The following is a 26,658-nucleotide window of genomic DNA, read 5'->3' on the forward strand; positions in this document are numbered from 1 at the left end:
GCAAGTCGTCGGAAAGCCGCGGCGTAAAATGCGCCGCGGGGCCTAAAGCGATCCGTCGCTTGCTCAGCGCAACGATTCGACCTCGCGCTGGAACTGCTGGTTCCATTCGTTGCGCACGGTGGCGATATAGTCGTAATCGACCGTCTTCAATGACTTCAGGGCATCGCCCGTGATCACATGCTGGCCAGCCTCGCCGCCGAGCTTGACTGCCGTATTGAGCGGTGACTGCCCGAACCGCTCGGCGCGATAGGTGAGCACCTTCTCGCTGATGAGCCAGTTGAGCAGGGCGCGCGCGCCTTCGGAATTTGGCGCATTCTTCATGACGCCGGCAACGGTGGGGCTCATATAGGACCCCTCTGGAACGATCACGTCCACGGGCACCCCGCGCTTGGCGATCTCCCAGCCCGACGCATTTCCGAACACCGAAATGGCGCCGGTTTCCTGCTGCATCAGATCGGCGATCTTGGCGAAAGTGGTGGTCCAATCCACCACATTGGGGGCGAGCTTCTTGAGCGCTTCGAACCCGGGCTGGATATTGCGCTCATCCCCGCCATTCTCACGGGCAAGCTCGACCAGCAGATACATGCCATAGGTATTGGAAACCGGCGGAATGATGAGCGTCTTGCCGAACTCCGGCCGGAACAGGTCCTTCCACGTCTTGGGCGGTGCCCAGCCGTTCCGCTCGAAAACGTCCTTCTGATAGACGAGTGCGAGAATATCCGCGTAAGGAGCAACTCCGGTGTCCCCCAGCCGTGCGTTCGGCACCATTTTGCTGAGATTGGGCACGGCCTTCTCATCCAGCGGCTCGAAGATCTGCTGCGCCATGCCTTGCTGGAACGCTGCGAGATCGCACATCACCACATCGACTTGCGGACTGTTCTTTTGCGCAATCGCCGTGGCGATGATCTCGGCAGAGGTAGCCTTGGGCACCAGCGTTACGGTGTAGCCGGTGTCCTTCTTGAACTCGTCCGCCCAGCCTTCCTTCTCGAGCATGGTCTGGATGGTGCCGCCCCAGCTCAGGAAATAGACCGTTCCCTTGTCCTGAGCCTCTGCGGCTGTGCCGCCTGTCATGAAAGCTGCTGCACCCAGTGCTATGGCAGCCTTATGAAAGTCGCGTCTTTTCCACATACTCCGTCCCCCACAGTGTCACCCTCTGACACATAGTGCGAAGCGCGCGAGGAGCGGGCAAGCCACAATTTTCTGGGGTTGAAGTTAGGAAAATACGAAGCGGTGGCATGGCGGGCGCCTTCGCTTTGCTCTGACATCGGATGGCGAGGATGTTGTCCATGGCCAATTGGCATCGCCAGCTCCTGACGATTCTCGCGAGCACTTTCGCAATCGCGAAAGCATTCGCGACGATTTGAGCCGATCGAGCGAGCAACTCGTGTCGCTGTTTCACGTTTCCGATCAAGCCCGTGTGCTAGCACTCCATTGAGTGCGTGAGGTCCATTCTGCCTTGCGCGATCCGGAGATCGCCGTGAACCAGCAGACCAAATTCAACATGTGGTACTGGGCCGCCGCGATCCTGGGCGTGCTGTTCCTTCAGTATGTCATCACCACGATGGTGCAGGTCGCGCAGATCCCCTACAGCGATTTCGAGAAATATCTTGAGCAGGGCAAGGTGGCGGAAGTCGCTATTTCCGATCGCTTCATCCAGGGGGTGCTGAAGGAGCCGCTGGCTGATGGCAAGACCCAGTTCGTAACCACCCGGGTCGATCCGGGCTTCGCCAACGAGCTGCAGCGCTATGGCGTCCGCTTTTCCGGGCAGGTGGAAAACACCTTTGTCCGTGATCTCTTGTCCTGGATCGTTCCGATGGCCCTGTTCATCGGGGTCTGGCTCTTCCTCTTGCGGCGCATGGGGGGCGGCCTCGGCGGCGGCCTGATGCAGATCGGCAAGAGCAAAGCCAAGATCTATGTCGAGGCAAATACGGGCGTCACCTTCAAAGACGTGGCCGGCGTCGATGAGGCCAAGGCCGAGCTCCAGGAAGTGGTCGCTTTCCTCAGGGACCCCAAGGAATATGGCCGTCTTGGTGGCCGCATGCCCAAGGGCATATTGCTGGTCGGTCCCCCGGGCACTGGCAAGACCTTGCTCGCCAAAGCCGTTGCCGGCGAGGCGAAAGTGCCCTTTTTCTCGATTTCAGGGTCCGAATTCGTCGAGATGTTCGTGGGCGTCGGCGCCGCGCGGGTGCGCGATCTCTTCGAACAGGCGCGCACGAAAGCGCCCGCCATCATCTTCATCGACGAGCTCGATGCGCTCGGCCGTGCCCGCGGCATCGGCCCGATTGGCGGGCATGATGAGAAGGAACAGACGCTCAATCAGCTTCTGGTCGAGCTGGATGGCTTTGACTCCTCCACCGGGCTTGTGCTGATCGGCGCCACGAACCGGCCGGAGATCCTCGATCCCGCTCTCCTGCGCGCCGGGCGATTTGACCGCCAAGTGCTGGTGGACAGGCCCGACAAGGTCGGCCGTACGCAGATTCTGGCGGTGCATCTGAAGAAGGCCAGGCTTGCCCCCGATGTGGACGCTGAGAAGGTGGCGGCGCTGACGCCCGGCTTCACCGGGGCCGATCTGGCCAATCTCGTCAATGAGGCAACCCTGCTTGCCACCCGCCGCGGTGCCAACGCGGTGACCATGTCCGATTTCAACAATGCCATCGAGCGGATGATTGCCGGCCTGGAGAAGCGAAACCGGCTGCTCAATCCGCGCGAACGCGAAATCGTGGCCTATCACGAGATGGGCCATGCGCTCGTTGCCATGGCGCTGCCGGGGGTCGATCCGGTGCACAAGGTCTCGATCATTCCGCGCGGCATCGGTGCGCTGGGCTACACAATCCAGCGCCCGACCGAGGACCGCTTCCTCATGACCCGCGAAGAGCTTGAGAACAAGATGGCCGTTCTGCTGGGCGGACGCGCTGCGGAATGGATCATCTTCCATCACCTTTCGACCGGCGCCGCCGATGACTTGGCCAAGGTGACCGACATCGCCCGCGCCATGGTCACCCGCTATGGCATGTCCGAGAAGCTGGGCAATGTCGCCCTGGAGAAGGACCAGCGATCTTACCTCAGTCCCAATCCACTCGCGGATGGGCCGCGTGAGCGCGACTATTCGGAACAGACCGCAGCCGAAGTCGACGAGGAGGTGAGGCGCATCGTGGATACGGCCTTTGACCGGACAGTGGCTTTGCTGAGCGAGCGCCGCGCCATCCTCGACCGTACGGCGAGACAGCTGCTCGAGAAGGAAACCCTCGACGAGCAGGAGCTCAAAGATCTTGTCGGTGCCGACAAATCAGCGCCACTGGTCGCATCGATGCACTGAATAACAGATACATTTTCCCCTGAGCCTGGAAACTGGAGAGAGGGATGCGCAACCGCTTCGTGTCGATCTTGCTGCTCGTGCTCGTGGTGCTGCTCGGAGCACAGCTGGTTCGACCCTATTTGGATCGTGTGTTTTTCGCGGCGACTGAGCCGCGCGTCGTCACCCCAAGCGGAGCTCTTGCCGATTATGAGCAGACGGCGACAAAGATATTCGAGACGGTGGCGCCTTCCGTCGTCCAGGTCGTGGCGCAGCCCCCGCACAATCCCTTCGATGTCGATCCGAACGCCACCCAGTCTGGAACAGGCTTCGTCTGGGATGCTGCAGGCCACATCGTTACCAATGACCATGTGGTGTCCGGCGAGGCGACCATCGCGGTTCGCTTTGCCTCGGGCGAGATCGTGCCGGCCCAGGTGGTGGGCGAGGCGCCCAACTATGATCTCGCCGTTCTCCGTCTCAACCGGTCCATATCCCTGCCGCCGCCCATCACCATAGGCAAGTCCAGCGATCTCAAGGTGGGCCAAGCAGCCTTTGCGATCGGCAATCCATTTGGGCTCGAGCAATCGCTCACCACCGGGGTGATCAGTGCGCTGAAGCGCAGGCTGCCAACGAGCGGCGGCCGCGAGATCGCCGACGTGATCCAGACCGATGCGGCCATTAACCCCGGCAATTCCGGCGGGCCGCTTCTTGACTCGTCCGGACGTCTCATCGGCGTGAACACCGCCATTTACTCACCCTCCGGCGCCAATGCCGGCATCGGATTTGCCATTCCCATTGATGTCGTGAACCGAGTCGTCCCCGAGCTGATCCGAACCGGCCGTGTGCCCACACCCGGCATCGGCATTCTCGCAGCGGACGAGACCATCGCCACCCGCCTCGGCGTGACCGGTGTCATCGTCGCCGGTGTCGTGCCGGGTTCGCCTGCCGCTCGCGCCGGCCTTGTCGGTATAGATCCCGCGGCGGACGCGATAGGCGATGTCATCATTGAGGCCAACGGCGAGCCGGTCCGCAGGCTTTCAGATCTCACCGACCGGCTTGAACGGGCCGGCCCTGGCGCCACCATCGATCTCACCGTCATGCGCGATAGCAACCGGCGCACCGTCAAAGTGGATGTGATCGATCTCGCCCAGCGCTAACGCGGGCCTTTACAACCGATTGTTTGGCGATTCTGTTACCGTCTGGTCCGCACCGGCTGACCGTGCAGGTGCCGTTGACAGGATCCATTTATGTTGATATCAACGTTAATATCAATTAGCCCAGGAGGCCGAAATGCCAGATGACATTGCTCCCAAGAAACCCGAACGGCCGTTGCCCCTGAGGGGCGGCGTTGTCCCGTATCTCATGCTCGACGGCGCAGCTTCTGCCATTGAATTTTATGTCCGCGCCTTCGCTGGCGAGGAAATCGGCGAGAGGGCGAAGATGGAGGACGGCCGCATCCTGAATGCACGCGTGGACATCAATGGCGGCTCGGTGATGCTGATGGATCCGATGCCCGAGCACGGTTATCCCGCAGTTCCACCCCAAGCCTTCAACCTGCACCTGCAGGTCGACAATGCCGACCGCTGGTTCGATCGTGCGGTCGCCGCCGGTTGCTCCGTGCTGATGCCGGTCGAGCTGATGTTTTGGGGAGACCGATACGGTATGGTGAAGGATCCCTTCGGCGTGACATGGGCGTTCGGTTCGACACCGGAGTGATCAAGCTCAGCCAAACGAGACGCGATCGGAAGCTCCAACAGGGAGAGGAATGATGGTCTATATCGAGGGATTTGTCGCTGCAGTGCCGGCCGCGAACAAGGAGGTATACCGCAAGCATGCTGCCGAGGCAGCGCCGCTGTTCAAGGAATTCGGCGCAATTCGCATGGTCGAGACATGGGGCGACGAGGTGCCCGATGGCAAGGTGACCGACTTCAAGGGCGCCGTGAAGGCCAAGCCCGATGAGATGGTCGTCTTCTCCTGGATCGAATATGCCGACAAGGCGACGCGCGATGCGGCGAACGCCAAGATCATGAGCGATCCGCGTATGAGCGAGAAGGCAGCCGAGATGCCGTTTGATGGCATGCGGATGATCTTTGGTGGCTTCGCTCCCATTGTGGACGACAAGGTCAGCGGCCGCATGGGCTATACCGACGGCTTCATCGTGCCGGTTCCGACCCGCAACAAGGAGGCCTATCGCGAGTTGGCGGCGAAAATGGCGCAGGTCTTCAAGGATCATGGCGCGACCCGCGTCGTGGAGGCCTGGGGTGACGACGTGCCCGATGGCAAGGTGACGGACTACAAATCGGCGGTGAAGGCCACCAGCGATGAGGCGGTCGTCTATTCCTGGGTCGAATGGCCATCGAAAGAAGCCCGCAGCGAAGGCTGGAAGAAGATGATGGAGGACCCGCGAATGCAAATGAACATGGAAACCATGCCATTCGACGGGAAGCGGATGATCTACGGAAGCTTTGTTCCCATCCTGGACGTGTGATCCCATTCGCCCGCGGGCGAAGCGCGCCGCCGTCATCCCTCATGGTGGCGCGCCCCCATCCAACGCTTTTCTGCACGATGAGCAATTGTCTCCCGCGGTGAGCCGCGTCGTGGGCAATGGGTCATGCCCGTCACCGGAATAGCCGAGTGAACTTGACGAATGACGGGCAGTTCGTCACAACGCAAGGAAGGACGACTTTCGGTTGCGTGAATTTGATCCACACACTTGCAATTTCCGGTTATCGCTCGATCCGCAACCTTGTCCTGCCGCTCGCCCGGCTGACCGTCGTCACCGGCCGTAACGGCACCGGCAAATCGAGCTTCTATCGCGCGCTCCGCCTGCTCGCCGAAGTTGCCCAAGGCCGGGTGATCTCATCCCTTGCCGCTGAGGGCGGGCTGCAATCGACCCTCTGGGCAGGTCCCGAGCAGATTTCCCGTGAGATGCGGGCTGGCACCCAGGAGATTCAGGGCACCATGCGCAGGAAGCGCGTGAGCCTCAAGCTCGGCTTCGCCTCCGAGGACTATGGCTACGCCATCGACCTTGGCTTGCCCATCATCTCCTCCGGATCGATGTTCACGCTCGATCCGGAAATCAAGGCCGAAGCAGTCTGGACGGGCGATGTGCTGAGCCGGCGCAACGCCTTTGCGACACGCGTTGGCCCAGCGGTGACCGGTTTGGATAGGGCAGGCCGCCGCCAAACGCTGATCACCAGCCTGCCGCCTTATGACAGCATGATGACCCACGCGGCTGATCCGCGCGAAATGGCTGAGCTGCTCGTGCTGCGCGAGCGCATGCGCGGCTGGCGCTTCTATGATCACTTCCGGACCGACGCGGAGGCGCCGGCCAGGGCCTCCCGTGTTGGCACCCGCACGCCTGCCTTGAGTGCCGATGGATCTGACCTCGCCGCAGCGCTGCAGACCATCATCGAAATCGGCGACCGGGACCGGCTCAGCCGGGCTATCGCCGACGCCTTCCCCAACTCGGGCATCACCATCGCCCAGTCGGGCGGCAAACTTGAGCTGCTCATGCGCCAGCATGGGCTTTTGCGCAGCCTGCATGCTGCGGAACTCTCCGATGGGACCCTTCGCTATCTCCTGCTGCTCGCAGCTCTGCTGACCCCGCGCGCACCCGGGCTCATGGTGCTGAATGAGCCGGAAACAAGCCTCCATCCAGAGCTGCTCGCACCTCTCGCGCGCCTCATCCTGCAAGCCTCCGCGAGCTGTCAGATCATCGTGGTCACCCACGCCAAGGCTCTGGTGGATGAGCTCTCAGCCGCCGGTGCACAGAGCCATGAGCTTTCCAAGTCTTGCGGTGAGACGGTGATCGAGGGTCTGGAACGGATCTCCTGGGAATGGCCGAGTCGATAGGCCCTGCGACTGCCTGCATTGCCGATATGCAACTTTAGAGAGTATTCAACATAAATCGCTACCTTGAGCCATCACTAGGGCGCGGGCTGAAATGATGACAGCCGCCCGACCATGAGGAGATACGTGATGGGGATTTTTGACGCGATCAAACATGTGCTTTGGAAGGGAGCCGGGCAAGCGGCAACGCCTTCGCCGGCGACAGTCAACTTAGGTCCCCGGCCTGCTTCCGCGCCGGGCGCAGCATCGGACCCCGCCTCAGCGCCATCACCACAGCCCTTTGCGAGAACTCCAGCGCCTGTTGCCCAGCCGGCCGCTGCGCCCGTCGACGTCGTAGCAATCCTCGATGCTGCGGTTGCCCGCAAGCGTCAACCTCTCGACTGGCGCCATTCGATCGTTGATTTCATGAAGGCCCTCGATCTCGACAGCAGCCTTCAGGTCCGCAAACAGCTTGCAAAAGAACTCAACTATACCGGCGATCCCAATGACACCGCCGCTATGAACGTCTGGCTGCTCAAGGCGCTGATGCAGAAGCTTGCCCAGAACGGTGGCAAGATCCCGGCCGATCTGCTCCGTTGATCCTATCCTGTCAAAAGACCACTATCGCGAAGCAACGCGCCGACCCGTGGGTGGGCGCGGTATGACCGACGACGGATTACCGGCAGCCAAGTTACCCAGATCGTTGACTTGGTCAATTTTGTGATTGACTATGTCAACAGAATGGGAGGCTGCTATGACATCTCACGCGAAATCGGCGCCTGATCAGATCGACGCCGTGCGCCACTTCAACCGGTTCTACACGCGCCAGCTTGGCCTGCTCGATGAAGGCCTGCTGGCGAGCGCCTTTTCACTGACCGAAGCGCGAATTCTCTTCGAGCTCGCTCACCACGACCAACTGACCGCGACCGCTTTATGCGCCGATCTGGGCCTCGACCCGGGCTATCTCAGCCGTATTCTCAAGCGGTTCGAAGAACAGGGCCTGCTTGCCCGCGAGCCCCACCCCGATGATGCCCGGCAGGTTTTACTGACGCTGACGCCCGCCGGCCGCCGTGCCTTCGCTCCGCTTGATCAGGGATCGAGAGATCAGATTGCGGGTTTGCTAGGCGCTCTTGCTCCCGGCGAGCGGGACGCCCTGATTGCCGCCATGCAGACGATCGAGCGTTCCTTGACAAAAACACCCGAGCCCCAAATCCCTTACATTCTCAGGCCGTTGCGCGTCGGCGATGTCGGCTGGATCACTCACCGTCAGGGCCTGCTCTATCACCAGGAATATGGGTGGGACGAGACCTATGAGGCATTGGTCGCAAAGATCCTGAGCGATTTCGTACAGAACTTTAATTCTCGCCGCGAGGCATCCTGGATCGCTGAACGGGCGGGACAGGTGGTCGGCTCCGTCTTTGTCGTCGAGCAGTCGGAGACCGTGGCGAAGCTCAGGCTGCTCTATGTCGAGCCGGCTGTGCGTGGTCTGGGGATTGGGCGGCGCCTGGTTGATGAATGCATCAGTTTTGCCCGCGCCAAGGGCTACAAAACACTAACGCTCTGGACCAATGATGTGCTGGTCTCCGCGCGCCGGATCTATGAGGCGGCCGGTTTCAAGCTCGTTGAGCAGGAGCCGCACCATTCCTTCGGCAAGCACCTGATCGGGCAGACCTGGTCGCTCGCCCTCTGATCTGTGCAGCCGGGGGAGGGGTCACGGCTCGACCGCGATGTCGAAATGCAGAACCTCTTCGCGCGACCCGAGCTTCTCGTAAAGAGCGATGGCGGGGTCATCCCCGTAATCGGCTTGAACGAAGATGACCCAAGCACCGCTCTCGGCGGCAAGTATGCGCAAATGGTCGATGAGCGCCGTGGCAATGCCTTGGCGCCGGTAGCGTTCATCGACGGCGAGATCATAGATATAGTATTCGCGTCGCGCCCCCTCGAACTTGTCGAGCGCATAGGCAACGAGCCCGCCGAGCACCTCATCCCCGGGCCCCAATGCCACCATGACGGCGATATGCTCTTTCGCAAGCAGCCCTTCGATATAGGCATCGCTCGGCGGTTCTTGCGAATAGGTCTCCCTATCTTCGAAAGCTTCGCCAAACAGTCGGTTGAGCTCGCGCAGAACCGAAACGTCCGAGCACCCGAGACGGCGCACTGTGAAGCAAGGCCTCGCCATCATCATCCCCAAAAATTCCACCCTCTTGGAAGGGGAGGGCGCAGGTGAGAGCGTGCCCCCGCTAAGATGCGAGTTGAGAATAGCCTGGATTCGCTGAGTCTATACAGAGCGTTAACCAAGATATTTCACGTCCGATCAAAAGCGGATTGCGCTTTGAGTTCGCGAAATCTCTCAAAGCGCTGACACGTCAGGATTTTAGGCCCTGCGCCTCAGACCGCATCCGCAATGGCTTTGCCGCACGCTTCGGTGCCGAGCGGCCCGCCCAGATCGCGGGTGCGCAGCTTCTCTTCGGCAAGCACGGTCTCGATCGCCTGCACGATCGCGGCAGCCGCTTCGGCATGTCCGAGATGGTCGAGCATCATGGCGCCCGCCCAGATCTGGCCCACCGGATTGGCGATGCCTTGTCCGGCAATATCCGGTGCTGAGCCATGCACCGGCTCGAACAGCGATGGAAACTTGCCTTCCGGATTGATGTTTCCCGATGGCGCAATCCCGATCGTGCCCGTGCAGGCAGGGCCGAGATCGGAAAGAATATCGCCGAACAGGTTGGAGGCAACCACCACGTCGAACCGGTCCGGATTAAGCACGAAATGCGCTGTAAGGATATCGATATGGTATTTGTCCCAGCGCACATTGGGATAGGCCTTGGCCATTTCCTCCACCCGCTCGTCCCAATAGGGCATAGTGATGGAAATGCCGTTGGACTTGGTCGCCGACGTCAGATGCTTTTTCGGGCGTCGCTGGGCGAGCTCGAAGGCATAGCGCAGGATACGGTCGACACCCACGCGGCTCATCACCGTCTCCTGGATCACGATCTCCCGCTCCGTGCCCGGAAACATGCGCCCGCCGATCGAGGAATATTCTCCCTCCGTGTTCTCGCGCACGACGAAGAAGTCGATATCTCCCGGCTTCCGGTCGGCCAGTGGGCATTTGACGCCGGGCATCAGCTTTACGGGCCGCAGGTTCACATACTGGTCGAACTCGCGTCGGAACTGCAGCAGCGATCCCCAGAGCGAGATGTGATCGGGAACGGTTGCGGGCCAGCCGACCGCGCCGAAATAGATTGCGTCATGCCCGCCGATCTGGGCTTTCCAGTCCTCGGGCATCATCGCACCGTGCTTGGCGTAATAGTCGCACGACGCAAAATCGAAGCTGTCGAAGCGGAGATCGAGATCGAACTTTGCCGCCGCTGCCTCGAGCACCCGTAAGCCCTCAGGCACCACCTCTTTGCCGATGCCATCTCCGGCGATCACGGCAATTCGCAAGCTGTTTGATGGCATCAACTCCTCCGTGTGGTCATGCTGGGCGGCTAAGCCTGTTATTGACCGTGAATAGCGTTGATCGCGCCATTCGTCACCAGGTCGTTGATATCGGCACGCAAGGGCTACATCCCGGACAGGGGCGTCTGGCCATTTGGGAAAATCGTGTCATATAGTCGGCGCAATTGAGCCGGCCAGCTGGCACGTGCCGCGTTTTCGTGCCCTTCTCGCGCGAAATCGCGAGCCTTTGGTGCTTGCGGAGCTGACCGAACTGGCTTCAGAGAGGACAATGGCTGAGAGCATATACGGCGAATGGATCGGGCGCAGCGAGGAGGCGCGGGATTTCGCCACGACGGCGGCGGTCGATCGGTTTCAGGCGGTGCTTGATCGCGAGGGGCCGCCCTGTCGCCCCGGTGATCCCGTGCCCTTGATGGCCCATTGGCTCTATTTCCTGCCGACGGCACGCCAGGCTGAGCTGGGGCCCGATGGCCATCCCAAGCGCGGTGGCTTTCTGCCCCCTGTCCATGACCTGCCTCGCCGTATGTTTGCCGGGGCCCGCTATACCTTTGTGCAGCCCTTGCCCACTGGTGGCGAGATCACGCGCCGCAGCACGATCGTTTCCGTGAAGGAGACGGAGGGCAAGAGCGGACGGCTCGTCTTCGTGACCCTTCGCAACGAGTTCAGTGTCGATGGTGGTCCCGTTGCGATGATCGAGGAGCAGGATATCGTCTATCGCGGCCTTCAAGGCGCGGCAGCAAAGCCCGCGAGCCCAGTCGCGCCGGGCGAGTGGCGGCGGACATTGGTTCCCGATGCCACATTGCTGTTCCGCTACTCGGCCATCACCTTCAATGCGCACCGCATTCATTATGATCTCGACTACGTGCAGAAGGAGGAGGGCTATCCCGATCTCGTCGTCCACGGCCCGCTGATCGCCACCCTGCTCGTTGATCTGGCCGAGCGGCACTTGGGCGGTGCCACGATGAAATCCTTTTCGTTCCGCGCACTCTCCCCACTCTTTGCCGGGCGCGAGATGAGCGTGAATGGCTCGCCCCCCGATGCCGATGGCGTGGTAAAACTCTGGGCCAGCAATAACGAGGGCGGACTGGCCATGCAGGCCGAAGCGGTGGTTGCCCGATGAGCCGGCCGCTGGACGGTATGCTCGTGGTCACCCTCGAGCAGGCGATTGCGGCACCCTATTGCAGCCGTCAGCTCGCTGACTTGGGTGCCCGGGTGATCAAGGTCGAGCGCCCCGACGGGGGTGATTTTGCACGCTCCTACGACACCCGTGTGCGCGGCCTTGCCAGCCATTTCATCTGGACCAATCGGTCGAAGGAAAGCCTCACCCTCGATTTGAAGCGCCCGGAGGCAGTGGCCGCCCTCAAGACGCTGATCGCCCGGGCTGACGTGTTCATTCAGAACCTTGCGCCGGGTGCCGCCGAGCGCTTGGGGCTTGGTCATGTCGAGCTGCGCAAGGACCACCCGCGCCTGATCACCTGCGACATCTCGGGCTATGGAACCGGCGGCCCATTCGAGAAGCGCAAGGCCTATGACCTGCTGATTCAGGCGGAAGCGGGGTTCCTGTCGATCACCGGCACTGAGGGCGATATGGCGAAGGCCGGCATCTCGATTGCCGATATCGCTGCCGGCACCATGGCTTATCAGGCCATTCTCGCGGCATTGCTCAGGCGCGAGCGCGAGGGTGTCGGCGACCACATCGAGATTTCCATGCTGGAAGCTCTCGCCGAATGGATGGGCTACGCGCTGCTCTATGCCTTCGAGGGCGCGCCACCGCCGCCGCGAGCAGGGGCGGGCCATGCGACCATCTTCCCCTATGGGCCATTCGCAACCGCTGATGGAACGGTGCTTTTTGGCCTTCAGAATGATCGGGAATGGTCGGCCTTCGCCCGCGTGGTGCTTCAGCGGCCTGACTGGGCCGAGGACGAACGGTTCAAAGGCAATGCCGGCCGCAGCCAGAACCGCGCCGTGATCGAGCCGGTTATCCGGCAGGTCCTGGCGAGCCTTTCAACGGAGGCGGCCATTGCTCGCCTTGAGGAGGCCGGCATCGCCAACGCGCGGGTGAATGATATGGCGGGGCTCTGGGCTCATCCGCAGCTCGCCGAGCGCGGGCGCTGGGCCGAGATCGACACGCCCAAAGGACTCGTGCCGGTGTTGAAGCCGCTTGGCGGTTCAGGCTGGGAACCACGGCTTGACACAGTGCCCGATCTTGGCGAGCACAGCCGCGCCATTCTGGAGGAGCTTGGCTATTCCGCGACCGAGATTGCCGAGTTGATCGATAGTGCCGGGGATAAGGCGAGTAAATGATGACGCTGAACGAGACCCATAATGAAATGCGCGAGGCCCTTCGCGAGCTCTGCGCCCGCTTCCCTCCGGAATATCATCGTGCCCATGATGAGAAGGCGACTTACCCCGAAGAATTCATCAATGCCCTGACCGAGGCTGGCTGGCTCGCCGCCATGATCCCCGAGGAATATGGCGGGTCGGGACTCGGCCTCACCGAGGCCTCCATCGTGATGGAGGAGATCAACCGTTCTGGCGCCAATGCCGGCCACTGCCACGGTCAGATGTACAATATGAGCACGCTGCTCAGGCATGGTTCGGCCGAGCAGAAGGCGTATTATCTGCCAAAGATCGCAAGCGGCGAGTTGCGTCTCCAGTCGATGGGTGTGACCGAGCCCACCACGGGCACCGACACCACCAAGCTCAAGACCACCGCCATGCGCAAAGGCGATCGCTATGTGGTGAATGGCCAGAAGGTGTGGATCTCGCGCATCCAGCATTCCGACCTGATGATCCTGCTGGCGCGCACCACCCCTCTCGACCAGGTTCAGAAAAAATCGCAAGGCCTGTCTATCTTCCTCGTCGATTTGCGCGACGCCATTGGCAATGGCCTCACCGTGAAGCCGATCCGCAACATGGTGAACCACGAGACCAACGAGCTCTTCTTCGAGGATCTGGAAATCCCTGCCGAAAACATGATCGGCGAAGAGGGCAAGGGCTTCCGCTATATCCTTGACGGGCTCAACGCCGAGCGCACCCTGATCGCCGCCGAATGCATTGGCGATGGCTATTGGTTCATCGACAAGGTGACCAATTACGCCAAGGAGCGCATCGTCTTCGACCGGCCCATCGGCAAGAACCAGGGTGTGCAATTTCCCATCGCCCGTGCCTATGTGAATGTCGAGGCGGCAAACCTGATGCGCTATGAGGCTTGCCGGCGCTTCGACGCCCATCAGGACTGCGGTGCCCAGGCGAATATGGCCAAGCTCCTGGCGGCCGATGCCTCCTGGGAAGCGGCTAATGCCTGCATCCAGTTCCATGGCGGCTTTGGCTTTGCAGCCGAGTACGATGTCGAGCGGAAGTTCCGCGAGACCAGGCTCTATCAGGTGGCGCCGATCTCGACCAACCTCATCCTGTCCTACGTGGCGGAGCACATTCTGGGGCTTCCGCGCTCCTATTGATCCGGTTCATCCCGGCGCAAAGTGCCGGCAAACAGGCGGCCGGCCCCGGCCGCCTCGAGCCAGGGGAGCGAGCAATAATCGGTGATGGTAAGGCCGCCATCGACGAGCAGGGTCGCGCCGGTGACGAAGGAGGCCTCATCCGATGCGAGGAACATGACCGCGCGGGCGATCTCGTCGGGTGTGCCCATGCGCCCGAGCAGCGAAACGCCTTTCTCCCAATCCGCTCCGGCATTGCCCGCGGTCGCCTCCGTCCTGATCCAGCCCGGCGAGACGGCATTGGCGCGAATGCCGCAAGCCGCGCCTTCGACCGCGAGCGCCCGCGTCAATGCTTCGAGCCCGGCCTTGGCTACCGCGTAATTTCCCCATTGGCCATGAAACGTGGCTGTGGATGAAATATTGACGATGGCTCCTCGGCCCGCAGCGGCAAGATGCGGCAGGGCATAGGCTGAGGTGAAATAGGCCGCCTCGAGATTGGGGCCGATCACCTTGCGCAGCCGGACACCGGGTGTATCGCTGGCATCGACCCCGGAGCGCATGGCACCCGCGCCCGCATTATTGACGAGCACATCAAGCCGGCCGAATGCGGCCGCTGCCTGGTCCACGATCCTCTTGCAGTGGTCCTCTATGGTGAGGTCGCCGGCCACGAACGCTCCTTCGCCACCCAACGCCCGCACCGTATTGAGCGTGGCGCGGCCCTTCTCTTCATCTCGCCCGCTGATCACGACGCGCGCGCCCTCCTGGACGGCGCGCAGCACGATACCTCGGCCGATACCGGAATTGCCGCCGGTCACGAGCACGACCTTGTCTTTGAGACGCATAGATCTTCCCCTCATCAGGTCCGGAAAGATACAGTTTCGCCATATTCCCTTCCGGTTTCTCAATCCTTCCCGGTGACGATAAGCAGTCGGCTTTGCTCGCCTCCAGCCACGTCGCGGCTGTCATCATAGCCTCTCTCGCCGATATGCCACGCTCAGTGGCGAATGATCGTTGACTGGGAACCGCGGCTTTGCAGATCCGCGCGGGCATGCCAGACTGGGCAACGGTATGGAATTGGAACGACCCATGGGGAAAGGCCAATGATCAGGACCGCAAGACGGATATGCGGCGCGGTGGCATTCAGCCTGGTCGGCATCATCTGTTCAGCATCAGCCTTCGCACAATCGGGCGCCATGGCCGGACGCTGGCTGGTGGAGGATATCGGCGGTCAAGGTGTGCTCGACCGGGTGCAGACGACGCTGGAGCTGACCGCTGATGGTGCGTTTCAGGGGTCCGGCGGCTGCAACACCTATAGCGGTCAGGCTAAAATCGACGGGAACGCGATCACTTTCGACCGGCCGGTCTCGACCCGCAAGGCCTGCATCTCGGCCGTGATGGGCCAAGAGAACAAATTCTTCAAGGCGCTTGAGTCTGTTCGCAGTTGGAAGCGTGATCAGCACGGCAAGCTGTTGCTTGTCGATGGCGCTGGCAAGGAGATCATGCGCCTGACGACCATGCGATCGCAGGCTTCCATAAGCTTTCCCGTGCCTGGAGCCGAGGAGATCACCACGCAGACCCTGAGCTATCGCTGCGATGAAACCGATACCCGTCTCGATGTGACCTATATCAATGCGGGCTCGGTTTCACTGGCGCTGCTGAGCATCAAGGATCAGTTCGTTGTGGCTGCGAACGTTCTGTCAGGCTCCGGGGCCAAAGATGCCGGTGCGCAATATATCTGGTGGACCAAGGGCGAGACCGCCAATCTCTACGATCTGATGGGTGGCGAGGACGCAGCCCCTGTGGACTGCGCCGAAGTCGAGTAGCGGCAAGTGACGCGGGCTCCACACCCGCTGCCATCCCGCCTAGGAGAGGAAGGGACCATGGTGACCACTGGCCTGGTCATGGTGGTACCGTTCGAGCGCGGGATCTGCTGCTGAGGAGTGATGATCGTTTTGTGTAAGGTCGGGCGTTGATACCGCTTTGACGAGCGCCGATGGCCGGAGCTGATAATGGTCCTTGTGGCCGAGCGCATTGAATTTGGCCTGGAGCTCGTCGGTAAGATTCTGCTGGCTTTTGGCAAGATCAGCCGACAGGCCGGCATGAGGGCCCCTGACGACATGGTTTGCGCCCCGAGGCACGTCGTCTGAGACCAGCCACTTTCCAGTATTCGGATCTTTCTGCCCACCCGTGCGGATCGCAATGGTCGAGAGCGGCGGCGGAGGCGGCGGCGGCGGTGGTGGCACCTTGGCAATGTCGTGATGTTCGCCCGCGGCGAGGTTGGGCGTTGAAACGGCCTTCGTCAGCGTGCTGGCTGAATGGTCCGGCTGGCTTTGGGTGGAGCCGATCTTCTGATGGCCATGGTCCGTCGGCACTGGCTCAGCTTTCACCTGCGGTCCGGCATGCTTGACCGGAACAGGGCGGGACGGCTCATTGCGATAGATGTTCTCGAGCCTTGCCTTGAAACCGGCATCGATTGGCATCCGAGAGGGAGACTGGGCGTTCGCAGTAGCGGCGCTGAGGTGTCCATTGCTCCCATGGGCCGGATCCAAAAAAGCGGTCTTGAGTACGCCCACCGGTTTTTCCGGGTGGAGTGAGGGATCATGGCTCACGCTGTGCTGGCTCGTCTGGCCATTTCCCTGAAACAGGCCGATGAGCTTGGCAACCTTGCCGGTTTGTTCGTGGAGAACGGCTTTCGGTTCGGCAATTGTGGTCTGTGGCCGAAATCCGCTTCCCAATCCCGGTACGGCTTTGCTGGGCGCCACGTTCCCGAGGGGGTGGGGGCCCAATGCAGCATTGCTGAATTGCGGACGAATGCCTGGATCTGCCGGTATGGTTGTGGAGCTCTTTTTTGCGAATGGAGATGGATAAACCGATCTAAACACGGGGTATGCTCTCATAAAAATATAGGATTTTGCGTGGTCTCGAAACGGAGACAACCGCGCAAAGGGACAACCGATATATGGATGTTCAACCACAGATTGCAATTCCCCAAAGAACAATGTCTCATCATGGCGACATTCTGTCCTTCCTAGATCCTTGCGGGAGCGGCAGTGGACCGGATTATCGCTCGCCGGATATGCCGATGATCCGGTTGCGCAAGCTTCGCCAGTCGATGGAGCCCGCGCCTGTCCGCGGCCTGACGGCGGATGCGAAGCGCTCGGTAGTGGACGTTGCTGCATATCCATCACGCGTCCCCTCTCGCGACGAGATCTCCTCGGCAGCGAAACGGATGACGGTATTGCGCTCCATCTGCCCGGATTGCCGCCTTTCATGCATCATAGGCGATGGCCGATCCGGTAACACTGCCGTGGAGACGTCCTCTGCCTTTGCTGGCTTATGCGGCGGGTACGGCTCATTTGAAGGCACATCAAGCCGGAACGCTTCGCCCTCTCCGCCAGCCAACAGGGCTGATATGGGCTTTGCCGGGCAGTTCTCCGGCGGCAATGGATCGAGACGGATCCGTGTGGGCACCGGAAATGCCGCGCCAAACAGAATGGCTTCGCCGTCAGCCGCAACTGCCAGGAGCCCTGCCCAGCCTGGAGATAGGCCAGACACCATGCTGCGGACCGAACTCTGGTCCCGCTCGCGGCTCAATCTCATGGCCATCAAGCTTTTGCAGCGAGACAGAACGGCCGGTTCGATCTTCGATGCCTCGGCGCTGACCATGATCAGGGAGAGGCCCAGCGCCTCACCGTCGCACGCAAGCTGCAACAGGGATTGTCTGGCGGATGGCGGATGCGCAACGGGATCGCCCGGCGCAAAGCGCTCGGCCTCCTCGCAGACGACAATTGCTGGCACTTGCCCGCCGCTCAACCGGGCGAGCCGAAGGGCCAGACGCGTGATCACGGCGACAACGATATGCATAGCCTCGGACGGCAGGCCCGCCAGATCAAGGACCGTGATCGGCTTGCTCTGCTGAGGGATCTGAAAGATCTGCCCCAGGATTTCCGTCTCGCTCCCACCCGGCGCAAACAGGAATGAGAAGCCAGGGTCGTGAGAGATCGCGCCGATCCGATCAGCAAGCTGTCTTGCAAGATGAGCATCCGCGTCCGAATGCGCCTCATCATCTTCGATTGCGGCGAGAAGATCGGCTGTCTCATAGGGCAGGGGCAACCAGCCGCCCGCGATGAAGCCGGACCGATCGGGAAGCGGATGACCTGTCGTGTTTCGCGCCCTATAGAGCGCGTTCGCCCGCCCAATGAGACGGCTAACCGAGATATGGCAGGCTGCGATGTCGGTCCGTTCGGGAAGCAGCAGCTGTGTCAGCTCTGCTGGGCTCAGCAGCCAGAGAGGCAGGCGCAACCGGCCACGGCCGATCACTTCCGCTCGATCGCCGAGCGCTGGTCCGTACTCACCCTTGATATCAAGAACGACGGCGCGCACTCGCGGTGCCGCCTCGGCCAGCCGGCGCAACAGGAGAGTGACGGCGCAAGACTTGCCGCTGCCATGATCACCGACAATGGCAAGATGGCCCTGAAGGAGTTGCCCGATGCCGAACATGGCCGGCATCTCCGGAAAACCTGCAATATCCCCGAGCTGGATGTCTGGCTGCGCGGCCGCCGGACTGAACAGATCAGCAAGATCTGACGGCGCGAGGGTGAATGCTCCATCGTCCAAGACGGGAAAGATTGAGACGCCGCGGCGAAACCGTCCGGTGAAGCTGCTCCCCTGCCGCGACAGCTCGCCCAGGAACTCGACCTCGAGCAATCGGAGATCATCCTCGCTTCTCGGCGCGGGCGCATTCATCGCCGTTACGAGACCGACAACATTGGCCGACTGAGGCGCGCCGAGCTTCAGCAATGTGCCGATATCAGGCGGATCCCGTAAAGCGGCGCCGGATGGATCGCCCTCAAGCAGCACGATGGCCTGGGTGCTGGTCACAGCCACGATCTGGCCCACGCGATGAGTGGATTGCGCATCCGCGTGCTCCGAGCCGATCGCCTGCTGTTGCGTGCTCATTCCGGAGGCTGCTTGCCGTGATGTGCGGTGAGTTTGGTGGGCAGATGCGCAGTCACCACCGTGCCTTCTCCGGGAGTGCTGCGAATATCCAGTCGTCCACGGTGGAGGTGGATAACCGCCGCGCAGAAGGCGAGCCCGAGACCTATGCCTTCATGGCCACGGCGGCTCACCGCATAACCATGGCCGAAGGGCGACACGGCCGCCTGCACCTGGCTCGGCGTCATGCCTATTCCATTATCGGCAACCGAGAGAGCAAGCTGTTCGCTCTCCATATCGGCTCCAATTCTGACGAGGCCGCCTTCGTGACTGAATTTCACCGCGTTCGAGAGTAAATTCACCAGCATCTGTTTGATGCGCGCGGCATCCCCCTCGATTGGGCCGAGATCGCCGGCAAGCTCGGTGACGATCTCGATCCCGCGCTGTCGTGCCTGCTCTTCGACAGCCTGAATGGCTGAAGGCACGATCTCCTCCACATGGAAGGAATCCCGCGCCAGCACCAGGCTGCCGGCCTGGATCTTTGAGAGATCCAGCATGCGGTTCACCGTATCGAGCAGGTGCTCGGCAGCTTCTTTGATGTATCCGGTATATTCCTGCGTTCTCTGATCAGCCTTGTGCGTATGGGAGAGGATATGCGCAAAGCCCATGATAGCGTTGAGCGGTGTGCGCAACTCATGGCTCATGCGAGCGATGAAGTCCGATTTGGCTTTGGTCGCGACTTCCACCTCCATCAGTGCGGTCTCACCAGCTGTTTCAGTTTTTCTATGCAAGGCGGCTTGCTGCATGTCTCGATGCATGTCGCGGCTATAGCGTGCGAGCAGAGAGTCGCGACCGGTCGCGGTTCCGGTGAGCAGGCGGGGATGCTGGCTGCTCATGAAGACTGACCAATCTTGCCCATTCGAGCAACTACCTAGCGACTAAGGGGCAAACCACCGGTTAACCTGTTTACTAAAATTATTAGAGAATGGTTAGCAGGGCCGTAAAGGCGGGATTTCGGCGGCGCAATGCCATGCCGGGTTCCGGAAAAGGCCAACCTCCGTGCGCTGCTTGCTTTACCTTCCGGTGCAAGCTGCTAGGATGAAGGCGACAAACAATTTTGAAGGCGGCAGATCCGGCCCTGGCGTTAACCCTGTGGCCGATGTTTCAGCCGCTGGGTGATGGCCGTGATCACGACGACCGGAGGGGATCAAGGCGCGCAGAAGGGGCGAAGGAGACGCCGCAGGTCACGGCGGCGCTCGCGAAAGGCCCTGGCCACGAATACCGTCACGAACGGTGGCCTGCAGCCTCAACTGACAGACCCCGCCTCGGTGCAAGGGGCGGGCGGCCTGCTCTGTGCGCGGGCCCCTCGCGTTGCCCAATCAGTGGCCGAGGCTAGGCGCCCTGGCGGCCGCATGCCCCGCAGGAACGACCATTATCCCGTCTATGGCGCTTTGGACCTCGGCACGAACAATTGCCGCCTTTTGATTGCACGGCCGGCGCTTGGCGGCTTCAAGGTGATCGATGCCTTTTCGCGCATCGTCCGGCTTGGTGAAGGGGTGAGCGGCAGCGGCCGTTTGAGCGAGCTTGCCATGAGCCGCACCATCGACGCCTTGCGAGTCTGCGCTGGCAAATTGGCTTGGCAGAACGTATCACGCTGGCGCTTGATCGCGACGGAAGCCTGCCGCATGGCTGCCAACGGCTCGAGCTTCATTGACCGGGTGGAACGCGAAACGGGCTTGCGGCTGGAGATCATCGATCGCAGCCTTGAGGCTGAATTGGCAGTGGCGGGGTCTGCAGCGTTGCTGGCGCCCGATGCCCGGACCGCGCTGGTTTTCGATATCGGCGGCGGCTCGACGGAACTGATGTGGCTGGCCCTTGATCGAGGCAGCTACCGTATTGTGAACTGGACCTCGCTGCCCTTCGGGGTGGTCACGCTGGCCGAAATGTTCGGTGGCATCGATGTGACCCCGGAAGATTTCGACGCCATGCTCGATTATGTGGAAGCGCCCTTGCGCCGCTTCGCCGAGGTCTGCGGCGCGGGCCCTGAGTCACCCCCCGATCATCTCCTAGGCACCTCGGGGACGGTGACGACCATTGCCGGCGTGCATCTCTCTCTCATGCGCTATGACCGCAACCGGGTGGATGGTTGCTGGCTGAAGCGTGAGGACGTGCGGCGGGTAACCCGTCAGCTCCTCGCTATGTCCTATGCCGAGCGTGCGGCAAGCCCTTGCATCGGCAAGGATCGCGCCGATCTCGTGCTTGCGGGATGCGCCATTCTCGAGGGCATTCAGGCCCTGTGGCCGAGCGAGCTGATCCGCGTGGCCGATAGGGGCCTGCGTGAAGGCATTCTCACCACCTTGATGGTCGAGGATGGCACCTTCGGCATCGAGCCGGGGCATTCGCCCGCCCTTGCCGAGCTAGGGGCAATCTGATGACGAAAACGCCTGGCCGGGGCGGATCCCGGCAGCTTGCCGTGCGCGTGAAGACGGCGAAGAAGCGCACCGTTTCCTCGAAGCTCTGGCTCGAGCGCCAGCTGAACGATCCCTATGTGGCTGAGGCAAAACGCCAAGGTTACCGGTCGCGCGCCGCCTTCAAGCTCATCGAAATCGACGATAAATACCACTTGCTCCAGCCCGGCAAGCGGGTGGTGGACCTCGGCGCAGCACCCGGCGGCTGGTCCCAGGTCGCCGCCAAGCGGGTGGGATCCCTCGAAGGCCGTGGCCGCGTGGTGGCACTTGACATCAATGCCTTCGAAAACCTCCCCGGCGTGACCTCGATCATCCTCGATTTCCTTGATCGCACCGCCCCGGATGCGATCATCGACGCGCTTGGCGGCGAGGCGGATGTGGTGATGTCGGACATGGCGGCACCGGCAACGGGGCACGCCAAGACAGATCATCTGAAGGTCATGGCGCTCTGCGAGGCAGCCCTTGACTTCGCCTATGAGGTTCTAGCCCCCGGGGGCGTCTTCCTTGCCAAGGTTTTCCAGGGCGGCACGGAGCATGAGCTCCTGGCTGGAATGAAGCGCGCCTTCAAAACGGTTCGGCATGTGAAGCCCAAGGCGAGCCGTCCGGAATCGGCAGAGCTCTATGTGCTTGCCACGGGCTTTCGTGGCCGCGCTTCCTGATCCTCCCGAGCTTTGCTCGGCCGGTCTATTCATCCAGTGCCGGATCGCGCGTCGCCACGGCGGCGGGCGTGCTTCCGCCCATCGCGCCGGAATGGCCGGCGGTCTGCACGGCCCGGCCCGACATTTCGGCGCCCGCGTCCTGATGCAATCGCATGAATGTCAGCGAGGCCACAGCTGAAATGACCCCAACGGCAATGAAGGCCGGGGTGAAGGTGTCGGTCGTGACCTCACCGCCGGTCAACAGCATGGATAACTGTAGAAGCGCAGCGCCGAGCGCGATGCCGATGCTAAGCGCAAGTTGCTGCGCCATGCTGATGAAACCTGTGGCGTTCGAGAGCATGCGCTGAGGGATATCGGCAAAGGCGATCGTGTTGAGAGCGGTGAATTGCAGCGACCGGAAAAGTCCTCCGACGAGCAGGATACCGACCATCACCCAATACGGAGTGGATGGCGTGAACAGGGCGCATGCCGCCATGCTGAGGCCGCAGAGCCACGCATTCCAAACGAGCACATTGCGAAAGCCCCACTCGCTCAACACCCGGCCGACCGCCGCTTTCATGACCAGGGCGCCCGCGGCTGCCGCAAAAGTCACCGCGCCTGATTCGAGTGCGCTCCTGCCGAAGCCCACCTGCAGTAGCAGCGGCAATAGGAAGGGGAGGGCGCCGACCCCGATCCGGAACAGGCTACCCCCCAGGACGCTCGCGCGGAACGTTGCGAACTTGAGCAGGCGCAGATCGATGATCGGATTGGACATGTGCCGGGCGTGATAGACATAGGCGGCAAGCAGCAAAGTCCCCAGCCCCGCCGCGGGCAGCGAAATTTGAAGCGGCATCGCGCCATCGCCCAAATTTTCGAGCCCGAACACGAGCCCGGCCACACCGAGCCCGCAAAGCAGGAAGCCGGAAAGGTCGAGCGGTGGAACGTCCTGTTCCTGAACCTCGGGAATGAAGGCCAGCGCCATGGTGATGGCGATGATCCCGAACGGTACATTGATCCAGAAGATCCAGTGCCAGCTGGCATAGGTCACGAGAAAGCCGCCGACCAGCGGTCCGAGCACCGGCCCGACCAGCGCCGGCATCGTCACCCACGCCATGGCCCCCACCAGCTCGGATTTTGGCACGTTGCGCACGAGCACGAGCCGCGCGACCGGCACCATCATGGCGCCACCTATGCCCTGCAGCACGCGCGCGGCGATCAGCGTTGTGACATTCGGTGCAAGGCCGCAGGCAATTGACGAGACCGTGAATAAGAACACCGCATAGCAGAATACGCGCCGCGCCCCGAACCGGTCTGCCATCCAGCCCGAGATCGGCATGAACACCGCAAGGCTCAGCAGATAGGCCGTCATCGCGAGGTGCAGGCTGAGCGGATCGACGCCGAATGAATGACCGATGGCCGGCAGCGCGGTGCCGAGGACCGTCGAATCCAGATTCTGCATGAACAGCGCGCAGGCGACGATAAGGGCGATCAGGCGTTGGCGAGGCATATGTACAAATTCCTGGTCTTGAAAATGCTGTTGCTTGGAAATCGCGTCAACAAGCCTACCCGTACTGCAGCTATGCGCAGGACGCGGGGAAGAATATGCGTGCTAAACCCTTTCCAAAAACGCCAGGCGGTGTTAAAGACGCTCGCCATCCTTGGGCCCAGGGGCCCGGCACGGATATCCAATCCGTGAGATGAGCATCGAGCCGAGACATTGGCTCGTACGGAGGCTGGCATAATGGCGATCCCCGCAGCGGCGACGTCTTTTCCCTTGTTTTTGACCTTTGATGACGTGCTTCTGAAGCCTGCTGCATCGTCAGTATTGCCCGCAGAGGTGGACACGCGCACCCATCTGACGCGCGACATCAAGCTGAACATCCCGATCATTTCCTCGGCGATGGACACCGTGACCGAAGCGCCACTTGCCATTGCCATGGCGCAGGCCGGAGGCCTGGGCGTGCTCCATCGGAACATGGATCCGGAGATTCAGGCCGAGCATGTGCGCCGCGTTAAGAAGTTTGAATCCGGCATGGTGATCAATCCCGTCACCATCGCGCCGGAGGCAACTCTCGCCGAGGCCCTGGAATTGATGGCCCGCCATGGAATTTCAGGCATTCCGGTCACCGAGCGGAACGGCGCGGGCGGCGGCGGTGCGGGGAAGCTGGTTGGCATCCTCACAAATCGCGACGTGCGCTTTGCCACTGACCTGCGCCAGCGCGTGTCCGAGCTGATGACCCACGAGAATCTCGTGACGGTGCGCGAAACCGTCGATCGCGAGGAGGCCAAGCGGCTTCTGCACAAGCATCGCATCGAGAAGCTCCTGGTCGTTGACGACGATTTCCGCTGCGTCGGCCTGATCACGGTGAAGGATATCGAGAAGGCGGCGAAACACCCGAATGCCTGCAAGGATGATCAAGGTCGCTTGCGGGTGGCTGGGGCGACCGGCACCGGCGATCAGGGCTTTGAGCGCGCCGAGCATCTGATCGATGCAGGCGTGGACCTGGTCGTGGTGGACACGGCCCATGGCCATTCCCAGCACGTGATCGACCAGGTGCGCCGCATCAAGCGGCTCAGCAACAAGGTGCAGGTCATCGCCGGCAATGTGGCGACCGCCGAGGCCACCAGGGCGCTGATCGATGCGGGCGCCGATGCGATCAAGGTCGGCATCGGTCCGGGCTCGATCTGCACGACCCGCATCGTGGCGGGGGTTGGTGTCCCTCAGCTCTCGGCCATTCTCGAAAGTGCTGCCGAGGCCCACAAAGCCGACGTTCCCGTCATCGCCGATGGCGGCATCAAATATTCCGGTGACCTTGCCAAGGCGCTCGCGGCGGGGGCCAGCGTCGCCATGGTCGGCTCGCTTCTGGCCGGAACGGATGAGAGCCCAGGTGAGGTGTTTCTCTATCAGGGCAGGTCCTATAAGGCCTATCGCGGCATGGGCTCGCTCGGTGCCATGGCCCGCGGTTCGGCCGATCGCTATTTCCAGCAGGATGTGAAGGACCAGCTCAAACTCGTGCCGGAGGGCATCGAAGGGCAGGTGCCCTATAAGGGGCCGCTTGCCAGCGTGCTGCATCAGCTCGTCGGCGGCTTGAGGGCCGCCATGGGCTATACCGGTGCAGCCGACCTCGCCGAGTTCCGCAACAAGGCCGAGTTCGTCCAGATCACCTCGGCCGGCGCGCGCGAGAGCCACGTGCATGATGTGGTGATCACCCGCGAATCGCCGAACTATCCGACGCGGCTGTGAACCGGGTGAATTCTGCGGCTCCGCAACGATGACGCCGGGCGCACGCATTGAGGCGGCGATCGAAGTCCTCACCGACGTGATCGACCGCCATCGTCCGGCAAGCGAGGCGCTCAAGGATTGGGGCCGGATGCACCGCTTCGCCGGCGCCGGCGACCGGGCAGCCATAGGCAACCTTGTCTTCGACGCGCTCCGTCGCCGAAACAGCTTGGCGGCTCGGATGCAGGATGATGCGTCACGCGCGCTCGCTCTGGCGGCTGCGGCCGAGCTCTTGCAGCTCGACGAAGACGGGCTCGCGCGCCTCATCGACGTTCCTCATGGACCCGCGCCCCTGAGCGATGCCGAGCGCAAGCGACTGGCCGCCAGCGATGCGCCGGCCCATGAGCCATGGGTGCTCGGCAACTATCCCGAATGGCTAGGCCCCTCCCTCGCCCGCGTTTTCGGCGAGCGCGCGGCGGCGGAGGGGGCCGCTTTGAGCGAAAGGGCGCCCATCGACCTTCGGGTGAACACGCTGAAAGCGAGCCGCGAGAAGGTGCTTAAGGCGCTGGCCCGTTTCGCGCCCGAGCCAACGCGATTATCCCCGGTTGGCCTTCGCCTCGCGCCACCCGAGGGGCTCGGCCGCTCCCCAAATATTGAGCGTGACGCGGCCCATGAGCGCGGACAATTCGAGGTGCAGGACGAGGGATCGCAACTGGCCGCCCTTCTGGTGGCAGCGCGCCCGGGCATGCAGGTGGCCGATCTCTGCGCGGGCGCCGGCGGCAAGACCCTCGCCCTGGCGGCCGCCATGGAGAACAAGGGGCAGATCTATGCCCATGATGCCGACGCAAGCCGGCTGAAGCCGATCTTCGCGCGGATGACGAGGGCATCGGCGCGCAATGTGCAGGTGATCGGTGCGCACGAGCCCGAGCGCCTGGATGGCCTGGGCGGCAGGCTCGACCGCGTGGTGGTGGATGCACCTTGCACCGGCACGGGCGCATGGCGCAGGCATCCTGATGCGAAATGGCGCTTGAAGCCGCAAGCCTTGGAGCAACGATTGCAGGACCAGCGCGACGTGCTGGACAAGGCCGCTGCTCTGGTCAAGCCGGGCGGCAGGCTCATATACATAACCTGCTCGGTGCTCGCCGAGGAGAATGGCGATCAGGTCGCGTCATTCCTTGAGCGCCATTCTCGGTTCCGCGTTCTGCCCTGGGCTGAAGTCTGGGCGGAGGCGATTGGCGGTGATGCGCCCGTGTCCGCTTCTGCCGATCCCCATGGGCTTTTGCTCACCCCCGCTGTTCACCGGACGGACGGGTTCTATATAGCGGTCATCGAGGCTGGACGATGATCCGCCAGCAGGCGTCATTCAGCCCCCTAGCCATGA

Annotated in this window: 23 protein-coding genes; 15 read left to right on the forward strand and 8 right to left on the reverse strand. The window is 62.0% G+C overall.

All coding sequences use genetic code 11. The features are described 5' to 3' along the window. Positions 1 to 63 precede the first annotated feature (63 nt). Entirely contained in the window at positions 64 to 1,071 is a 1,008-nt protein-coding gene (locus tag RCF49_RS19350) for an extracellular solute-binding protein (protein WP_342641421.1), read from the reverse strand. Between the two features lie 406 nt (positions 1,072 to 1,477). Between RCF49_RS19350 and ftsH the strand changes: the two genes are divergently transcribed. The 7 genes from ftsH to RCF49_RS19385 all read left to right on the forward strand — a co-directional run bounded on the left by ftsH (position 1,478) and on the right by RCF49_RS19385 (position 8,813). After that, positions 1,478 to 3,316: an ATP-dependent zinc metalloprotease FtsH gene (gene ftsH, locus RCF49_RS19355; protein ID WP_342641422.1), complete on the forward strand. Its 1,839-nt coding sequence runs from the start codon at positions 1,478 to 1,480 to the stop codon at positions 3,314 to 3,316. Between the two features lie 44 nt (positions 3,317 to 3,360). Beyond that, the gene (locus RCF49_RS19360) at positions 3,361 to 4,449 is read left to right on the forward strand and encodes a S1C family serine protease (RefSeq protein ID WP_342641423.1); all 1,089 of its coding nucleotides are present in this window, start codon (positions 3,361 to 3,363) and stop codon (positions 4,447 to 4,449) included. Positions 4,450 to 4,582: 133 nt separating this feature from the next. After that, the gene (locus RCF49_RS19365; RefSeq protein ID WP_342641424.1) at positions 4,583 to 5,008 is read left to right on the forward strand and encodes a VOC family protein; all 426 of its coding nucleotides are present in this window, start codon (positions 4,583 to 4,585) and stop codon (positions 5,006 to 5,008) included. Positions 5,009 to 5,057: 49 nt separating this feature from the next. Continuing rightward, on the forward strand, positions 5,058 to 5,780 hold the full coding sequence (locus tag RCF49_RS19370; RefSeq protein WP_342641425.1) for a DUF1428 domain-containing protein: 723 nt from the start codon (positions 5,058 to 5,060) through the stop codon (positions 5,778 to 5,780). A gap of 212 nt (positions 5,781 to 5,992) precedes the next feature. Beyond that, a complete protein-coding gene (locus tag RCF49_RS19375) occupies positions 5,993 to 7,147 on the forward strand; it encodes an AAA family ATPase (RefSeq protein WP_342644244.1) in 1,155 nt (384 codons plus the stop codon). Between the two features lie 126 nt (positions 7,148 to 7,273). Continuing rightward, positions 7,274 to 7,723 carry a DUF3597 domain-containing protein gene (locus RCF49_RS19380; protein ID WP_342641426.1) on the forward strand — a complete coding sequence of 150 codons (450 nt, stop codon included), beginning with the start codon at positions 7,274 to 7,276 and terminating at the stop codon, positions 7,721 to 7,723. A gap of 154 nt (positions 7,724 to 7,877) precedes the next feature. Further along, entirely contained in the window at positions 7,878 to 8,813 is a 936-nt protein-coding gene (locus RCF49_RS19385) for a bifunctional helix-turn-helix transcriptional regulator/GNAT family N-acetyltransferase (protein ID WP_342641427.1), read from the forward strand. Positions 8,814 to 8,834: 21 nt separating this feature from the next. On the opposite strand, the gene RCF49_RS19390 is transcribed toward RCF49_RS19385, so the two are convergent. Both RCF49_RS19390 and RCF49_RS19395 read right to left on the reverse strand, forming a co-directional pair. Beyond that, a complete protein-coding gene (locus RCF49_RS19390) occupies positions 8,835 to 9,302 on the reverse strand; it encodes an AAC(3)-I family aminoglycoside N-acetyltransferase (protein ID WP_432807417.1) in 468 nt (155 codons plus the stop codon). Positions 9,303 to 9,511: 209 nt separating this feature from the next. Next, positions 9,512 to 10,582, reverse strand: coding sequence for a tartrate dehydrogenase (locus RCF49_RS19395; protein ID WP_342641429.1), 1,071 nt, complete (start codon positions 10,580 to 10,582; stop codon positions 9,512 to 9,514). 268 nt (positions 10,583 to 10,850) lie between these two features. Here RCF49_RS19395 and RCF49_RS19400 point away from each other — a divergent pair, with 268 nt between their 5' ends. The 3 genes from RCF49_RS19400 to RCF49_RS19410 are packed head-to-tail and all read left to right on the forward strand — an operon-like array spanning position 10,851 to position 14,040. Further along, entirely contained in the window at positions 10,851 to 11,699 is an 849-nt protein-coding gene (locus tag RCF49_RS19400; RefSeq protein WP_342641430.1) for an FAS1-like dehydratase domain-containing protein, read from the forward strand. After that, on the forward strand, positions 11,696 to 12,883 hold the full coding sequence (locus tag RCF49_RS19405) for a CaiB/BaiF CoA transferase family protein (protein WP_342641431.1): 1,188 nt from the start codon (positions 11,696 to 11,698) through the stop codon (positions 12,881 to 12,883). The genes RCF49_RS19400 and RCF49_RS19405 overlap by 4 nt, the downstream gene beginning before the upstream one ends. Next, a complete protein-coding gene (locus RCF49_RS19410) occupies positions 12,880 to 14,040 on the forward strand; it encodes an acyl-CoA dehydrogenase family protein (RefSeq protein ID WP_342641432.1) in 1,161 nt (386 codons plus the stop codon). Before RCF49_RS19405 ends, RCF49_RS19410 begins: the two co-directional genes overlap by 4 nt. Here the strand turns inward: RCF49_RS19410 and RCF49_RS19415 are convergent. Further along, positions 14,034 to 14,858: an SDR family NAD(P)-dependent oxidoreductase gene (locus RCF49_RS19415; RefSeq protein ID WP_342641433.1), complete on the reverse strand. Its 825-nt coding sequence runs from the start codon at positions 14,856 to 14,858 to the stop codon at positions 14,034 to 14,036. The genes RCF49_RS19410 and RCF49_RS19415 overlap by 7 nt on opposite strands. 258 nt (positions 14,859 to 15,116) lie before the next feature. Here RCF49_RS19415 and RCF49_RS19420 point away from each other — a divergent pair, with 258 nt between their 5' ends. Further along, positions 15,117 to 15,839: an META domain-containing protein gene (locus RCF49_RS19420; protein ID WP_342641434.1), complete on the forward strand. Its 723-nt coding sequence runs from the start codon at positions 15,117 to 15,119 to the stop codon at positions 15,837 to 15,839. 39 nt (positions 15,840 to 15,878) lie between these two features. Here the strand turns inward: RCF49_RS19420 and RCF49_RS19425 are convergent, their stop codons facing one another. From RCF49_RS19425 to RCF49_RS19435, 3 genes are all read right to left on the reverse strand, one after another. Next, positions 15,879 to 17,015 carry a hypothetical protein gene (locus RCF49_RS19425; RefSeq protein WP_342641435.1) on the reverse strand — a complete coding sequence of 379 codons (1,137 nt, stop codon included), beginning with the start codon at positions 17,013 to 17,015 and terminating at the stop codon, positions 15,879 to 15,881. 61 nt (positions 17,016 to 17,076) lie between these two features. Then, the gene (locus RCF49_RS19430) at positions 17,077 to 18,975 is read right to left on the reverse strand and encodes an ATP-binding protein (protein WP_342641436.1); all 1,899 of its coding nucleotides are present in this window, start codon (positions 18,973 to 18,975) and stop codon (positions 17,077 to 17,079) included. After that, positions 18,972 to 19,847, reverse strand: coding sequence for a sensor histidine kinase (locus tag RCF49_RS19435; RefSeq protein WP_342641437.1), 876 nt, complete (start codon positions 19,845 to 19,847; stop codon positions 18,972 to 18,974). Before RCF49_RS19435 ends, RCF49_RS19430 begins: the two co-directional genes overlap by 4 nt. 516 nt (positions 19,848 to 20,363) lie before the next feature. Here RCF49_RS19435 and RCF49_RS19440 point away from each other — a divergent pair. Together RCF49_RS19440 and RCF49_RS19445 are read left to right on the forward strand one after the other, a co-directional pair. Continuing rightward, positions 20,364 to 21,383, forward strand: coding sequence for a Ppx/GppA phosphatase family protein (locus RCF49_RS19440; RefSeq protein WP_432807330.1), 1,020 nt, complete (start codon positions 20,364 to 20,366; stop codon positions 21,381 to 21,383). After that, positions 21,383 to 22,078: an RlmE family RNA methyltransferase gene (locus RCF49_RS19445; protein ID WP_342641438.1), complete on the forward strand. Its 696-nt coding sequence runs from the start codon at positions 21,383 to 21,385 to the stop codon at positions 22,076 to 22,078. Before RCF49_RS19440 ends, RCF49_RS19445 begins: the two co-directional genes overlap by 1 nt. 25 nt (positions 22,079 to 22,103) lie before the next feature. On the opposite strand, the gene RCF49_RS19450 is transcribed toward RCF49_RS19445, so the two are convergent. After that, positions 22,104 to 23,564 (reverse strand): DHA2 family efflux MFS transporter permease subunit, encoded by a 1,461-nt coding sequence (locus RCF49_RS19450; RefSeq protein ID WP_342641439.1) that lies wholly within the window; start codon positions 23,562 to 23,564, stop codon positions 22,104 to 22,106. 234 nt (positions 23,565 to 23,798) lie between these two features. Between RCF49_RS19450 and guaB the strand changes: the two genes are divergently transcribed. Then, positions 23,799 to 25,301: an IMP dehydrogenase gene (gene guaB, locus RCF49_RS19455; protein WP_342641440.1), complete on the forward strand. Its 1,503-nt coding sequence runs from the start codon at positions 23,799 to 23,801 to the stop codon at positions 25,299 to 25,301. Positions 25,302 to 25,329: 28 nt separating this feature from the next. Beyond that, positions 25,330 to 26,622: an RsmB/NOP family class I SAM-dependent RNA methyltransferase gene (locus tag RCF49_RS19460; protein ID WP_342641441.1), complete on the forward strand. Its 1,293-nt coding sequence runs from the start codon at positions 25,330 to 25,332 to the stop codon at positions 26,620 to 26,622. Positions 26,623 to 26,658: the final 36 nt, after the last annotated feature.

It is taken from the genome of Rhodoligotrophos sp. CJ14 (assembly GCF_038811545.1).
GTDB classification, from domain to species: Bacteria; Pseudomonadota; Alphaproteobacteria; order Rhizobiales; family Im1; genus Rhodoligotrophos; species Rhodoligotrophos ferricapiens.

Bases quoted from the DNA above. Each gene is read 5' to 3' on its own strand.
- RCF49_RS19415 (WP_342641433.1), bottom strand. From the start codon at position 14,858: ATGCGTCTCAAAGACAAGGTCGTGCTCGTGACCGGCGGCAATTCCGGT.
- guaB (WP_342641440.1), top strand. From the start codon at position 23,799: ATGGCGATCCCCGCAGCGGCGACGTCTTTTCCCTTGTTTTTGACCTTT.
- RCF49_RS19445 (WP_342641438.1), top strand. From the start codon at position 21,383: ATGACGAAAACGCCTGGCCGGGGCGGATCCCGGCAGCTTGCCGTGCGC.
- RCF49_RS19405 (WP_342641431.1), top strand. From the start codon at position 11,696: ATGAGCCGGCCGCTGGACGGTATGCTCGTGGTCACCCTCGAGCAGGCG.
- RCF49_RS19350 (WP_342641421.1), bottom strand. From the start codon at position 1,071: ATGACAGGCGGCACAGCCGCAGAGGCTCAGGACAAGGGAACGGTCTAT.
- RCF49_RS19435 (WP_342641437.1), bottom strand. From the start codon at position 19,847: ATGAGCAGCCAGCATCCCCGCCTGCTCACCGGAACCGCGACCGGTCGC.
- RCF49_RS19370 (WP_342641425.1), top strand. From the start codon at position 5,058: ATGATGGTCTATATCGAGGGATTTGTCGCTGCAGTGCCGGCCGCGAAC.
- RCF49_RS19420 (WP_342641434.1), top strand. From the start codon at position 15,117: ATGATCAGGACCGCAAGACGGATATGCGGCGCGGTGGCATTCAGCCTG.
- RCF49_RS19385 (WP_342641427.1), top strand. From the start codon at position 7,878: ATGACATCTCACGCGAAATCGGCGCCTGATCAGATCGACGCCGTGCGC.
- RCF49_RS19450 (WP_342641439.1), bottom strand. From the start codon at position 23,564: ATGCCTCGCCAACGCCTGATCGCCCTTATCGTCGCCTGCGCGCTGTTC.
- RCF49_RS19460 (WP_342641441.1), top strand. From the start codon at position 25,330: ATGACGCCGGGCGCACGCATTGAGGCGGCGATCGAAGTCCTCACCGAC.
- RCF49_RS19365 (WP_342641424.1), top strand. From the start codon at position 4,583: ATGCCAGATGACATTGCTCCCAAGAAACCCGAACGGCCGTTGCCCCTG.
- RCF49_RS19400 (WP_342641430.1), top strand. From the start codon at position 10,851: ATGGCTGAGAGCATATACGGCGAATGGATCGGGCGCAGCGAGGAGGCG.
- RCF49_RS19380 (WP_342641426.1), top strand. From the start codon at position 7,274: ATGGGGATTTTTGACGCGATCAAACATGTGCTTTGGAAGGGAGCCGGG.
- RCF49_RS19395 (WP_342641429.1), bottom strand. From the start codon at position 10,582: ATGCCATCAAACAGCTTGCGAATTGCCGTGATCGCCGGAGATGGCATC.
- RCF49_RS19410 (WP_342641432.1), top strand. From the start codon at position 12,880: ATGATGACGCTGAACGAGACCCATAATGAAATGCGCGAGGCCCTTCGC.
- RCF49_RS19440 (WP_432807330.1), top strand. From the start codon at position 20,364: ATGCCCCGCAGGAACGACCATTATCCCGTCTATGGCGCTTTGGACCTC.
- RCF49_RS19390 (WP_432807417.1), bottom strand. From the start codon at position 9,302: ATGGCGAGGCCTTGCTTCACAGTGCGCCGTCTCGGGTGCTCGGACGTT.
- RCF49_RS19430 (WP_342641436.1), bottom strand. From the start codon at position 18,975: ATGAGCACGCAACAGCAGGCGATCGGCTCGGAGCACGCGGATGCGCAA.
- RCF49_RS19360 (WP_342641423.1), top strand. From the start codon at position 3,361: ATGCGCAACCGCTTCGTGTCGATCTTGCTGCTCGTGCTCGTGGTGCTG.